General features: G+C 37.4%; 12 protein-coding genes. 8 read left to right on the top strand and 4 right to left on the bottom strand.

Going from position 1 to position 14,343, the window contains the following annotated elements; translation table 11 throughout:
- Positions 1-85: 85 nt before the first annotated feature.
- The gene (locus RUH60_RS01250) at positions 86-388 is read right to left on the bottom strand and encodes a helix-turn-helix transcriptional regulator (protein ID WP_313804220.1); all 303 of its coding nucleotides are present in this window, start codon (positions 386-388) and stop codon (positions 86-88) included.
- Between the two features lie 195 nt (positions 389-583).
- On the opposite strand from RUH60_RS01250, the gene topA reads away from it, so the two are divergent.
- From topA to RUH60_RS01285, 7 genes are all read left to right on the top strand, one after another.
- Positions 584-3,085, top strand: a complete 2,502-nt coding sequence (topA, locus tag RUH60_RS01255; protein ID WP_313804223.1) for a type I DNA topoisomerase — start codon at positions 584-586, stop codon at positions 3,083-3,085.
- 5 nt (positions 3,086-3,090) lie between these two features.
- Entirely contained in the window at positions 3,091-4,239 is a 1,149-nt protein-coding gene (locus tag RUH60_RS01260) for a formimidoylglutamase (RefSeq protein ID WP_313804226.1), read from the top strand.
- A 140-nt stretch (positions 4,240-4,379) separates the two neighbouring features.
- Positions 4,380-5,792: a gliding motility lipoprotein GldK gene (gene gldK, locus RUH60_RS01265; RefSeq protein WP_313804229.1), complete on the top strand. Its 1,413-nt coding sequence runs from the start codon at positions 4,380-4,382 to the stop codon at positions 5,790-5,792.
- A gap of 55 nt (positions 5,793-5,847) precedes the next feature.
- Entirely contained in the window at positions 5,848-6,486 is a 639-nt protein-coding gene (gene gldL, locus RUH60_RS01270; protein ID WP_313804232.1) for a gliding motility protein GldL, read from the top strand.
- A 41-nt stretch (positions 6,487-6,527) separates the two neighbouring features.
- Positions 6,528-8,069 (top strand): gliding motility protein GldM, encoded by a 1,542-nt coding sequence (gldM, locus tag RUH60_RS01275; RefSeq protein ID WP_313804235.1) that lies wholly within the window; start codon positions 6,528-6,530, stop codon positions 8,067-8,069.
- Positions 8,070-8,113: 44 nt separating this feature from the next.
- A complete protein-coding gene (gldN, locus tag RUH60_RS01280) occupies positions 8,114-9,031 on the top strand; it encodes a gliding motility protein GldN (protein ID WP_313804238.1) in 918 nt (305 codons plus the stop codon).
- Between the two features lie 58 nt (positions 9,032-9,089).
- Complete coding sequence (locus RUH60_RS01285) at positions 9,090-10,145, top strand: FAD-dependent oxidoreductase (protein ID WP_313804241.1); 1,056 nt, start codon at positions 9,090-9,092, stop codon at positions 10,143-10,145.
- Here the strand turns inward: RUH60_RS01285 and RUH60_RS01290 are convergent.
- Entirely contained in the window at positions 10,142-10,534 is a 393-nt protein-coding gene (locus RUH60_RS01290; protein ID WP_313804244.1) for a DUF983 domain-containing protein, read from the bottom strand. The two genes, RUH60_RS01285 and RUH60_RS01290, sit on opposite strands and share 4 nt — an antisense overlap.
- 65 nt (positions 10,535-10,599) lie before the next feature.
- Here RUH60_RS01290 and RUH60_RS01295 point away from each other — a divergent pair, with 65 nt between their 5' ends.
- Positions 10,600-12,504, top strand: coding sequence for an ATP-binding cassette domain-containing protein (locus RUH60_RS01295; protein ID WP_313804247.1), 1,905 nt, complete (start codon positions 10,600-10,602; stop codon positions 12,502-12,504).
- Positions 12,505-12,566: 62 nt separating this feature from the next.
- Here the strand turns inward: RUH60_RS01295 and RUH60_RS01300 are convergent, their stop codons facing one another.
- Positions 12,567-13,712 (bottom strand): GNAT family N-acetyltransferase, encoded by a 1,146-nt coding sequence (locus RUH60_RS01300; RefSeq protein WP_313804250.1) that lies wholly within the window; start codon positions 13,710-13,712, stop codon positions 12,567-12,569.
- 58 nt (positions 13,713-13,770) lie between these two features.
- Positions 13,771-14,253, bottom strand: a complete 483-nt coding sequence (locus RUH60_RS01305; RefSeq protein ID WP_313804253.1) for a DUF1761 domain-containing protein — start codon at positions 14,251-14,253, stop codon at positions 13,771-13,773.
- Positions 14,254-14,343 lie beyond the last annotated feature (90 nt).

Consider the following 14,343-nt stretch of genomic DNA (forward strand, 5'->3'; position numbering starts at 1 on the left):
CTCCGATTCGGTCTTCTCCATTAAGACGGATTATTTTGGCTTCCCATTTCATAGTTTTTGGAGGATAATTAAGTGCGTTGTTTGTCTATTTGGATTTGTTTTTTAAATAACGTGCTTTTTCTTCGGCAACTTTTAAAACTTCGGTAAAGTTGTCTTCTTCATATAAAGCGTAAGCTATTTTATCACTTAACCAATCAGTGATTAATTGCGTTTTGTCCAAATTGTAAAAAGTAGCAAACCTTTCAACCTGTTCTTTAGACGGTTTTCGCTCGCCTCTTTCAAATTTGCTGATGATAGCTTGGTCAATTTCTAAAGCTGCAGCAACTTGTCGTAACAGCAATTTTTTTTCTTCGCGAGCATTCTTGATTTTGTCGGCAAAAGATTTCATAAGACATAAAGTATTTTGACAAAAATAGTCAAAAAAATAATTAGTTAAGATTTTTCTTTAAAAATATTACTGATGATTTTGAAGAGAATATTGTTTTAGGATATAACACATAATCGACAAAATGTGCTTTTAAAAATTGCAAAAGGTCAATATTTAAAAAATTCCTATACTTTTGCGGTTCAAATTAAAGCGTAAATGGCAAAGAATTTAGTAATCGTTGAGTCGCCTGCCAAGGCAAAAACCATAGAAAAATTCCTGGGGAAAGATTATCAGGTTGAGTCCAGTTATGGGCACATAGCAGATCTTCCCTCTAAAGAAATAGGAGTGGATGTAGCTAATAATTTCAAACCGAAATATGAAGTTTCGTCCGATAAAAAAGCTTTGGTAAAAAAACTTAAAGATTTATCTAAAACAGCTGAAACTGTTTGGTTGGCTTCCGATGAAGACCGCGAAGGAGAGGCTATTGCATGGCACTTGGCGGAAGAGTTGAAATTAGACGAGAAAAAAACCAAGCGTATCGTTTTTCACGAAATCACAAAATCGGCTATTCAAAAAGCCATTGAAAATCCGAGAGGGATTGATTATAATTTGGTAGATGCACAACAGGCCCGTAGAGTATTAGACCGTTTGGTAGGTTACGAATTATCACCAGTGCTTTGGAAAAAAGTAAAAGGAGGATTGTCTGCCGGACGTGTGCAATCCGTTTCTGTTCGTTTGATTGTGGAGCGTGAAAGAGAAATTCAGAATTTCAAAGCCGAAGCTTCTTACAGCGTATCTGCAGAATTTACCAACGAAGCCGGAAAAACAGTAAAAGCCAAGTTGCCTAAAAACTTTGCAACTAAACAAGAAGCAGAAAACTTCTTAAAGCAAAATATTGGTTCTATATATAAGGTGTCGGATTTAGAAACCAAACCGACTAAAAAATCACCGGCAGCGCCGTTTACTACATCAACTTTGCAACAGGAAGCGGCGCGTAAGCTGTATTTTCCAGTTGGTGTTACGATGATGATGGCGCAACGTTTGTACGAAGCCGGATTGATTACCTATATGAGAACAGATAGCGTGAATCTTTCCAATGAAGCGATGGCTGCCGCTGAGGCTGAAATCATTAAATCTTACGGAAAAGAATTCAGCAAACCTAGAAATTACGCTACAAAATCGAAAGGTGCTCAGGAAGCGCACGAGGCCATTCGTCCGACGGACATGTCGTTGCATTCGGTGAATATTGATCGTGATCAGGCACGTTTGTACGATTTGATTTGGAAAAGAACATTAGCTTCTCAAATGAGTGATGCGCAGTTAGAGCGTACGAATGTGAAAATTGAAGCTAACAATCATAAAGAACTTTTTGCTGCAACGGGTGAAGTCATCAAATTTGAAGGTTTCTTAAAAGTTTATTTAGAAGGACATGATGATGAGGAGGAAGAGCAAGAAGGAATGTTGCCGGCTCTAAAAGTAAATGAAAAGCTTGCAAATACAATCATTACAGCTACGGAGCGCTTTTCAAGAGCTGCCGCTCGTTATACAGAGGCTTCATTGGTTAAAAAGTTGGAAGAATTAGGTATCGGACGTCCATCGACTTATGCGCCAACTATTTCGACAATTATCAACAGAAATTATGTGGAGAAAGGGAATTTTGAAGGACAGGAGCGAAAATACCAAACGCTGACTCTGAAGAATTCTCAAATTAATACAGAAACTTTAAAAGAAAATGTAGGTTCTGACAAAGGAAAATTGGTACCGACTGATATTGGTATGATTGTTACGGATTTCCTTGTAAAGAATTTTGAAGCGATTTTAGATTATAATTTCACTGCGAAAGTGGAACAGGATTTTGACGAAATTGCGGAAGGAAATATCGAATGGGCAAAAATGATGAAGGATTTTTACAATCATTTCCATCCAATCGTATCCAAAGTTGAAACTACTGCAGAACGTGAAACCGGAGAGCGTATTTTGGGAGTTGATCCAAAGTCAGGTAAACAAGTTTCGGTTCGTTTAGGGAAGTTTGGTCCGATGGCTCAGATTGGCGATATCGACGACGAAAATAAAATTTTCGCAAGTTTACGTCCGGAGCAAAACATCGGAAACATAACGTTAGAAGATGCTTTGAATCTGTTTTTGCTGCCAAAAGTATTAGGAACTTATAAAGGAGAAGAAGTGGAAGTGAATAATGGTCGTTTCGGACCTTATGTTCGTTTCGGTAAAATTTTTATTTCCTTGCCAAAAGGGGAAGAACCGTTGGATGTTACCTTCGAGCGCGCTGCAGAATTGATTCAGGAAAAAGAACAAGCCGATGCGCCGATTGCGATGTATAAAAACATGGAAGTGCAGAAAGGTGTTGGTCGTTTTGGACCTTTCATCAAATGGAATGGCATGTTCATAAACGTCAATAAAAAATATAATTTCGATAATTTGTCCCAATCTGATGTTGCAGAATTAATAGAGGAAAAATTGCAGAAAGACATCGATAAAGTAATTCACAATTGGGAAGACGAAGGAATTCGTGTGGAAAAAGCCCGTTGGGGACGTTCGGTGATTCTGAAGGGAAAGGTTAAAATCGAATTAAGCAAAGATGTCGATGCGTCAAAAATGACTCTGGAACAAGTAAAAGAACTTATCGAGAAGAAAGCGCCAGCCAAAAAAACAGCTGCTAAAAAGACGACGGCAAAGAAAACCACCGCTAAAAAGAAATAATACGTATGGCATTTGATTTTTTCCAGCCGCTGGAAGATGATTTTCTGGAGTTTGTAAACGGATTGAGCAATCAGTCGTTAGGAAAGAAGGTTGTTTTTCATTCCTCGACAGATTTTCCAAACGTTGAAAAGGCGGCGATTGCCATTATTGGTGTTTTGGAAGACCGTGGATTAGGTTTTGGAAATGTTGCTCCCGATTTGACACACTTCCGAAAAGAATTTTACAGTATGTATCCAGGTAATTGGCATGCGAATATTGTTGATTTAGGGAATATTGTACCCGGAAATTCATTGGAAGATACGTATTATGTATTGAAAGTTGCAGTAACGGAATTGATTAAAAACAAAGTTATTCCGGTTGTAATTGGTGGTTCTCAGGATTTAACCTATGCGATGTACCGAGCCTACGACCAATTGGAGCAGATGGTGAACGTCGTTGCAATTGATAGTAAGTTTGATTTTGCTAAAGAAGCGGGACTACCAGCCAACTCGTATCTTTCGAAAATGGTTGTAGAAGAGCCGAACAATTTGTTTAATTACAGTAATATTGGGTATCAGACCTATTATAATTCACAGGAAGAAATCGATTTAATTGAGAAAATGTACTTTGATGCCTATCGTTTGGGTGAAGTTTCAAAGAATTCGGCAATTGCAGAGCCGGTTTTTCGTGATGCGGATCTTGTAACTTTAGATTTAAATGCAGTAAAATCGTGTGATTCAGGAAATTTTGTGAATTTTATGCCTAATGGCTTTGATGGAAAAGAAATTTGTGTACTTTCGCGCTATTCAGGGATTAGCGATAAGGTTACCTCGTTTGGAATATTCAATCATCGCTATACTGAATCGGAATCCGTATTGATTTCTCAGGTGTTGTGGTACTTTATCGAGGGGTATCATTATCGCTCAAACGAATATCCGTATGGTAGTAAAGAAGATTATTTAAGGTATATTGTTCCGCTTGAAGACGAAGAATTAATCTTCTATAAGAGTGATAAAACGGAGAGATGGTGGATTGAAGTGCCTTTTTTAACAAACATTAACAATAAAATTAAAAGAAGTACGTTATTACCGTGTACGTATGAAGATTATTTAGGAGCAACCAATCATGAAATCCCTGAGAGGTGGTGGAAAGCTCAGAAAAAGAATCTAATTTAAACACGATGAGTACTGATAATTAGGAATTAATAGGCGAAAATTGGTTTTTTAAGTTTTTTTTAGGAAAAAAATTGTTTTTTTGAAAATAAATAAATAGGTTTACGCCCTTAAAAATGTGTATATAATTAACCCAAATTTATATGAAGAAGTTCATAGCGTTAACAGCACTTTTATCATTAATCGTTAGTAGCTGTCACAAGAACGACAGAGGAGAGCTAGTAGGAGTTAAAGGAAGAAAATGGCATCCAGAGAAGCCATTTGGGATGACTTTGGTTCCTGGTGGTGCCTTTATTATGGGTAAATCGGATGACGATTTAGCTGCAGTAGGAGATGCTCCGACCAAAACAGTTACTGTTCGTTCCTTTTACATGGATGAAACGGAAATTACTAACAGTGAGTACCGTCAATTCGTAGAATGGGTGAAAGATTCAATCACAAGAACTCGCTTGGCTATCTTGGCTGATGAGCAAGGTGCGAAGCCGGGTGGTGGAGACGGAAAAGGTGGAAAAGGTGGAAGTATTGGTGATTTCGCGTTTAAAGATCAGGACCCTGAAAAAATGTCTGCATATGATAAGTATATGTATGAGAACTACTATAGTGTAGGAACCGATGAGGATCCGTATGCGGGAAGACGTTTGAATAGAAAAGTGAAATTGCATAATGATGTTCAGAAATATCCAGATGAGCATTATGTTGAGGTGATGGACTCTTTGTATTTACCTGCATCAGAATCGTATAATGGGTTAAGAACGTTTGATGTTTCTAAATTACAGTTCCGTTACACTTGGATGGATATTCAGGCTGCTGCTAAAGATAAATCTGTTGGAAGTAGCAGAACGAAGAGAGGTAAGTATATTAAAACTGAAAATATTCAGATTTATCCTGATACAACTGTTTGGATTAAAGACTTTGCGTATTCTTATAATGAGCCAATGCATAATGATTATTTCTGGCATCAGGCTTACGGAGATTATCCTGTAGTAGGGGTTTCTTGGAAGCAGGCAAAAGCATTTTGTGCATGGAGAACTTTGAATAAGAATGCTTATATCAAAAAGAAAAAAGGTAGAGATCAAGTAAACTCTTTCCGTTTACCTACAGAAGCAGAATGGGAATATGCTGCTAGAGGTGGTCTTGAATCAGGAACTTATCCTTGGGGAGGTCCTTACGCTAAAAACGACAGAGGTTGTTTCTTAGCTAACTTTAAGCCAAACCGTGGGGATTATGCTGCTGACGGAGCTTTATATACTGTTGAAGCTAAGTCTTACGAGCCGAATGAATTCCATTTGTATAATATGGCAGGTAACGTAGCTGAGTGGACAGATTCATCATATGATGCTGCAGCTTATGAGTATGTATCAACAATGAATCCTAATGTTCCAGATCAGACTAATCAGAGAAAAGTAACTCGTGGTGGTTCTTGGAAAGATGTTGCTTACTTCTTACAGGTTAGTACTCGTGATTACGAATATGCAGATTCTGCAAGATCGTACATCGGATTCAGAACTGTACAAGATTACATGGGTACTAGTAATACGGCTACTGAGCCAAAATAATTGAAGAAAAATTAACCAATTTTTATATTAACTTAACTAACTAAATTTATTTATTATGGCATTATTACCTAAAAAAGTTATGAACTTCGCCTATGGTATGGGGGCGGCAGTAGTTATCGTTGGAGCATTATTTAAGTTAATGCACTGGCCTGGAGCTGGTCCGATGTTGATTGTAGGTCTATTGACTGAGGCGTTAATTTTTGGTTTGTCTGCGTTTGATCCAGTTGAACAAGATTTGGATTGGACTTTGGTTTACCCAGAATTAGCTGGAGGAGAGGTTAAAAAGAGAGATGCTAAAAAAGCTGAAAACCCAACTGAAGCTCAAGGTTTATTATCTCAAAAATTAGACAACATGTTGAAAGAAGCTAAAATTGACGGTGAGTTAATGGCTAGCTTAGGAAACAGCATTAAAAACTTTGAAGGTGCTGCTAAAAATATGGCTCCTACTGTTGATGCTATCGCTTCTCAGAAAAAATATGCTGAAGAAATGGGAACTGCTGCTTCTCAGTTAGAAACTTTAAACAGCATGTATAAAGTACAGTTAGAAAGTGCTCAACGTAATGCTGATATCAACAAAGAAGTTGCTGAAAACAACTTGAAATTGAAAGATCAAATGCAATCATTGACTGCTAACTTATCTTCATTAAACAATGTATATGGCGGAATGCTTTCTGCAATGAGTAACAGAGGCTAATTGGTTTCTTAATATTAACTTTTAAAAACTAATTAGAAGAAATGGCAGGAGGAAAATTAACCCCTAGGCAGAAGATGATTAACCTAATGTACTTGGTTTTCATCGCGATGTTGGCATTAAACATGTCAAAAGAAGTATTGACAGCTTTTGGTAATTTCAATGATAAATTTGATGAGTCAAACAAATTAGCAGAGCAATCAAATGAAACTTTGTTGTCAGCTTTAAATACAAAAGCAAGTGATGAGCCTGCTAAGTATGCTGAACCAGCTAAAAAAGCGCAAGAGGTTTCTAAAATTTCAAAAGAATTTACAGCTTTCTTAGAGTCAGTTAAGGCTGAAGTTACTGAAGGTATTGAAGTTGATGAGAAAACTGGAAAATTACCTTTCGAGGCAATGGACAAGTCTACTATTGACGAAAAATGGTTTTCTGGTGACGGATATAGCCCAAGAGGAACTGAGATTGTTACAAGAATTGACAAATATGTTACTGATATCAAAAAAGTGTTAGGTGCAGATGTTAAATATGTTCCTTTCATCAAAGAAATTGAAAAGAAATTTTCAACAGCTGATATCACAGACAGAGAAGGTGTTAAGAAGAAATTCTTAGACTATAAAACTAAAGGTTTCCCTGCAGTATCAACTTTAACATTATTTACTTCATTGCAAAATGATGTTAAGAATACTGAAGCTGGAGCTTACAACTTATTCTTAGGAAATGCATTGAAGCAAGCTGCTTCTATGAAAAACTTCCAAGCTATCGTTGTATTAGAGAAAAATGCTTATTTCCAAGGTGAGCAAGTTAAAGGTAAAGTTGTATTAGGTCGTTATGATGCTAACACACAACCAACTTCTTTCAAAGGACCTGGAAAAATCGAAAACGGACAAGCTGTTATCTCGATGACTGCTGGTGGTGTTGGAGAGCAAAACATCTCTGGAGAATTTGGTTTCTTAGAAGATGGTAAAGAAATTCCATTGAAATTCGAAGGTAAATACGTAGTTGTACCTCGTCCAAACTCAGCGAACATTTCTGCTGATAAAATGAACGTTGTATATAGAGGTTTACCTAACCCAATGACAATTTCATTTGCTGGTATCGCTGAAGATAAAGTAACTGCTTCTGGACCTGGTTTGTCACCAGCTGGAAAAGGTAAATACAACATGAACCCTGGTTCTGGTACTGAAGTTACGATTACTGCTAGCGGTAAGTTACCTGATGGAAAAGTTGTTTCTGACAAGAAAGTTTTCCGTATTAAAAACATTCCTCCTCCAGTTGGTGCAATTGGTGGAACAACAGGAGTTGTTAAAGGAGCTAAATCTCGTTTAGAAGTGTCTCAAGTTTCTGCTAGATTAGATGATTTCTTGTATGACTTAAACTTCCAGGTAACACAATTTACATTTAAAGTTCCAGGTCAAGCTGCTGTAATTGTAAATGGTGATAGAGTAAATGCTCAGTGTAAAGCTGCTTTAGCTAGAGCTGGACGTGGAGATCAGGTGACTATCTCTGATATTAAAACAAAAATCGTTGGTGTTACAGCTAACATTGTGACTGGTAAAACAGCTCCGGTTGTTTACGAAATTCAATAATGTTTATTAAGTAAGCCCAGCTTAAATAACTTTAATTTTTGAACATGAAATTGACAAAACTTTTATTAGTATGTTTCGCAGTGGCAGGGAGTTATACTTCTTTTGCGCAGTCGAACCTTTTAAATGCCAAAACTCCGGATGAGATTGGTAAAAAGACAGCTGCACAGATGAATGCTGATAACGATAAGCCGTTACCTTACGGATACGTTCACGACCGTGATGTGTTAATGGGTAAAACTACTTGGGAAATCATTGACTTAGATGAGCGTGTAAACTTTCCATTATACTATCCAATTGATACTGCTAATATTGGTAAAGACAGACGTTCTTTATTCGATGTTCTTTTGAAAGGAATCAGAGACAGCGTTATTACAGAAGTATATGCTGACGATTATTTCAACACTAAGAAAACCTTGAAAGATATGTCATCGTCGTTCACTTATGTAGATACAACACAGGCAGGTAGAGATGAAATCAATACTTACTATGATGATTATATGGTGAAGAAATCAAGAACACTTGATCCTCAGTTTATCGATAAGAGAGACTTGACGGCTATTGATATTTCAGGTTACAAAGTGAAAGGTTATTGGTATTTTGACAAACGTCAAGGTGAGTTAAAATACAGATTGTTGGGGATTTGTCCTGTTTCTCCTGAAGCAAGAGATATCGGAAATGATAATGCTGACGTAATTGAATTGTTCTGGGTTTATTTCCCAGCTGTTCGTGAAGAATTACACAAAGCAAAAGCATTCAACGATAAAAACTCTGCTCAGCCAATTACGTTTGACCACTTGTTAAATGCACGTCGTTTCAGCGGTGTGATTTACAAAGAAGAGAACGTTTACGGAGACAGAACTATCGAACAGTACATGAAAGAAAATGCTCAGATGCAGTTATTAGAATCAGAACGTGTAAAAGAGAAGATTCGTAACTTCGAAATGGACATGTGGAATTACTAATATTCCAAAATACTATAAAAACTCCTGTCATTCGGCAGGAGTTTTTTATTTTTGCGCTATGATAGATTATTTGATTGTTGGTTCGGGTTTGGCAGGAATCTCTTTTGCGGAAACTGCTTTTGTGAGCAATAAATCGTTTCGGGTTATTGACAACTTTGCTTTTTCATCTTCTAAAGTAGCTGCCGGCTTGTACAATCCCGTTATATTGAAACGTTTCAGCCAAGTATGGATGGCAACGGAACAATTGCAATACGCAAAACCATTTTACGAGACAATTTCCAAGCGCCTTGGGGTTGAATTTGATTTTTGTTTGCCAGTATACCGAAAATTAGCGTCCATTGAAGAGCAAAACAATTGGTTTTTAGCAGCCGATAAACCAAAACTTACTCCATTTTTATCTACTAAGCTTATATCTAAAAAGTTTGCTGCAATCACATCAGAATTTGGATATGGCGAAGTCTTACAAACTGGCTATATCAATACTGAAACGTTGCTTGAAAGCTATTGTCAGTTTCTGATGGAAAATGAATTGTTGTGTACTGGTGAGTTTGATTATAAAGCATTAGTTTTTCACGAAGATTATGTCGAGTATCAAGGCGAACATTATAAACATATTATACTTGCAGATGGTTTTGGGTTAAAGCAAAATCCTTATTTCAATGATTTGCCCTTAGATGGTACCAAAGGAGAGCTTTTAGTCATCAAAGCACCAGAATTGGATTTGGATGTGGTTTTGAAGTCTTCGGTATTCATTCTTCCGCTTGGGAATCATTTGTTCAAAGTTGGTGCTACTTACAACTGGGATGATAAAACCGATAGTCCAACAGAAGAAGGTAAACAAGAGTTAATCGACAATCTCAAAGAAATCATTTCCTGCGATTTTGAAATTGTGGAACATTTGGCTGGTGTACGTCCCACAGTTAACGACCGCAGACCTTTGGTCGGAACACATCCGGAACATCCACGTTTGCACATTCTTAATGGTTTGGGAACTCGCGGTGTAATGTTGGGTCCATGGCTGGCCAAAGAGCTTTTTGAACATCTGGAGGAAGCGAAGCCTTTAGACCATCAAATTGACGTTAAACGTTTTTATAAAAAAAGAGGAGCTCATTAAGCTCCTTTATTGTTTTTCCAGTTTTCATCATAGTGTATGAAAAAGTTAATCCAAATGTTTCGCGACAAACGCATGATAACCGGCATAAAAACAACTAGAGTAGCAATAATTGCTATAAACGAAGTTTTAAGGTTGGCGCCAATAAAAAGATAACTGATAATAAAAGCCGCCACGCCAAAAGCAATTCCAACGCCATAACTTACATACATTGCGCCGTAAAAAAAGGAAGGTTCAATTTTATAACGCGTACCACAATGGCTGCAAGTTTCGCGCATTTTGAATATAGAACCCATTTTGTAGGGATTGTTTTCCAGATACATACTTTCTTCCTGACATTTCGGACAACTTCCTGTTAAAATGCTGTTCAGTTTCGATCCTTTTTTTAACATTTGCAAAAAATTTCAGTAAAGGTACTTTTTTCGAAGAAGTCCTTCAGTAACATTAGTCACAAAATATGCTTAATATTCACAATTTATCGGTTTCTTTTGGTGGAACGTATCTGTTTGAGGAAGTAACTTTTCGTTTGGGTGCGGGTGACCGAGTTGGTTTGGTTGGAAAGAATGGCGCAGGTAAATCAACCATGTTGAAGATTCTTTCCCGGGACATGCAACCCGATACCGGAAGTATTGCCACTGAAAAAGAAGTGCGTATTGGTTTTTTGCGTCAGGATATCGATTTTGTGCAAGGAAGAACCGTTTTGGAAGAAGCGTATCAGGCGTTTGAGGAAATCAAGCAAGCCGAATTCAAAATGGACGAAATCAATCATCAGTTGGTCACCCGAACCGATTATGAAAGTGCCGAATATTCCGAATTGATTGAACAATTAAGCGATGTGACGCATCATTATGAAATTTTAGGTGGATACAATTATGTAGGAGATACCGAAAGAGTGTTGTTGGGATTAGGTTTCAAACGCGAAGATTTCGATAATCAAACCGATACATTTTCCGGAGGATGGCGCATGAGAATCGAATTAGCAAAATTGTTGTTACAAAGCAATGATATTCTGCTTCTGGATGAGCCAACGAACCACTTAGACATCGAAAGTATCATTTGGTTGGAAAGTTTTCTGAAATCCTTTCCGGGAGTCGTAATGATCATTTCCCACGATAAAATGTTCTTGGATAACGTAACCAACAGAACCATTGAAATTTCCTTAGGTAAGATTTACGATTATAACAAACCCTATTCCCAATATTTGGTGCTGCGCCAGGAGATTCGCGAGAAACAACTAGCTACGCAGAAAAATCAGCAAAAGAAGATTGAAGAAACGGAAAAATTAATCGAAAAATTCCGTGCCAAAGCGTCCAAAGCGTCCATGGCACAATCTTTAATCAAGAAGTTGGATAAAGTCGAAAGAATTGAAGTAGACGAAGACGATAATTCCGTAATGAGCATTTCATTTCCGGTTTCCGTAACACCTGGAAGAGTGGTTGTAGAAGCGGAACATGTAACCAAAAGCTACGGAGAGAAAACTATTCTGAAAGACATTTCGCTTTTAGTAGAACGCGGGAGCAAAATAGCCTTTGTCGGCCAAAACGGTCAAGGGAAATCCACCTTTGTAAAAGCGATTTTAAATGAATTTGACTATCAAGGTAACATTAAATTAGGTCACAATGTTCAAGTTGGTTATTTTGCCCAAAACCAAGCCGAATATCTAGACGGCGAAAAGACGCTTTTGGATACTATGACTGATGCCGCAACCGATACGAACCGTTCCAAAGTACGCGATATGTTGGGAGCATTCTTATTTCGCGGTGATGATGTGGAGAAAAAAGTAAAAGTTTTGTCCGGAGGCGAGCGTAACCGTTTAGCGCTTTGTAAATTGCTTTTGCAGCCGTTTAACGTGTTGATTATGGACGAGCCGACGAATCACCTAGATATCAAATCGAAAAACGTTTTAAAGGCCGCATTGCAGCAATTTGAAGGAACCTTGATGTTGGTATCCCACGACCGTGATTTTCTTCAGGGAATGGCCAATGTCGTTTATGAATTCAAAGACCAAAAAATTCGCGAATATTTAGGTGATATTAACTTTTTCCTGGAGCAGCGCAACGTGCAAAACATGCGGGAAGTAGAGAAGAAGGATGTGGTGGTGAAAGAAGCTCCGAAAGAGAACAAAGCCTTGTCTTACGAAGATCAGAAAAAGAACAAATCGCTTCAAAATAAGTTGAGTAAAATTGAAAGTCAGATTCAACAATTGGAAACCGATATTCAAAAAGACGACAAAGCCTTAGCCGAAAACTACGAAAAGTTGATGCAGGACGCTTCCTTTTTTACAGCCTACGAAAAGAAAAAGAAAGACTTAGAGCAATTGCTCGAAGATTGGGAAACTGTTCAAATGGAATTGGAAGGGTAAATTAGTGATCAGTGTTTTAGGTGAAAAAACATACTGCTGACTGAACACTGAACACTGTCTGCTTATTTAAACGGATGCCGTTGTTGCCATTCGGTTTCAGGTTCCAACTTGGTAAAAATCTTTCCGATGTACTTGTTGATGAGTTTGTTGCGGTGCATGATAAATCCGGACATCATCACAGGTTCGGCGCCAATAGAACTTTTGATTTCCAAAGCCGTTCGTCCGAAGATGATTTTTTTGAATTTGTTTTTGATTCCATATTCTGTCATGTTGTACAACATGTTTAAATACAGCATTTTTTCTTTCTGCACTTCGGAATCATATCCTAAAAAATATGTTTCTAAAACCGTTCCGTTCAACAATAAGGTGTGAAATCCGATTAATTTGTCTTCCAGAAAATATCCCGCCAAAACGAATTGATCTTTCAGTTGTTCTTTAAAACTTGAAAAATGATTTTTAGCTAAGAAAAAAGTATTGAAAGGTGCATTTTTAGCTACATGATGGTACAATTCGTAAATGTGTTCTTCCTGTGCGATGATTTCTGTTAACGATAATTCCTTTAATAGTATACTTTCACATTTTTTATGCGCCCGTTTGTATTGATCGCGGTACTTTTTTGAAAAGGAAGCAACATAATCTTCTTTGGTTTTCCAATTATCCGATAGCTCGAAAATCATGTTCGGCTGCGTATTGAATTCATAAACCGAAGCAAAATCATAACGTTTAAGTTCTGAAGCTTTATACTGGTAAAAATCCTTAAACGAAACCAGATGAATGTTGATGTTTTGCTTTTTGAAGTAAACAATTAAAGCATCGGCACAATCTTTTAAAACCTTTGAAATCGTTTGTGTGTCAAGTTCTTTGCTGAAAGTGTAGCTGTTTTGTCCGGTAATCATATTGTTTCCTAAAAACAAAACGTGTCCAGCGAAATTTTTAAACACGAAATTCCGAACGGCTGTTTTCAAACATTTGTCGCGCTCTCCAAACGATTCCAGTTTTAGTAAATTCAGGTATTGTGCCAAAGCAACCCCAATCAGTTCGTTTGCCTGATAAATACCGATGTAGAAACATTGCATGTTCGTAGGTGCGGAATTCTCCAAAACCTTTAAATACGGTGTTTGCAGAAAAGCGTTTTCCACGGCGACAACATCCCAATTTTCTGGGAGTTCGGAAATTTTCGAAAAAATCTTAAATGTAGTGGTGTTCAAAGTCAAAAAAATCGCCCTACAAAGGTAGAGCGATTGTCTTATAATAAAATGTTAATTCTTACTTCATTCCGCAGATGATAGCGCCCATAATAGTGAAACATACGGTCCAGAAACCTCCGGTTACCAATACGTATTTCCAAGATCTGCCTTCATATAAAGAATTGGTTCCAACTAAAGGAATTGCGAAGAATAATCCTGTCATAAATCCGTGCAAAGCACCGTGTTTAAAAGTACGGAAAGCGTCTCCGTAATCAGCCATAAATGCGGTATAGGATTCTTTTGCAACTGCAGGATCACCACCAATCATTCCCAAAGCTCCAAACTGATGAATGGTTAGCATTTGTAAAATGAAAGAAAGAAAGAACGCGTACACAATAGACATTCCGAAGATTTTAATCATGTTGCCTTGTTTGGCTTTTTCCTCGGTCATGCCTGTTTCGTTCATCCAAATGGTTCCGAAAACCTTAGGGTTGTACCAAATAAATCCCACAACAAGCGTTGAAACTGCAGCTAGTAATAGTGCTAAGAAATTAATTTCCATAAAGTGTTTTGTTTTTGGTTAGACTCAAATTTAACAAATAAAAACACATCTAAAACAAAAAACCACCAACTTTCGTTGATGGTTTTTATT

The sequence above is a fragment of the Flavobacterium sp. genome (assembly GCF_032153895.1).
Classification (GTDB): Bacteria; Bacteroidota; Bacteroidia; order Flavobacteriales; family Flavobacteriaceae; genus Flavobacterium.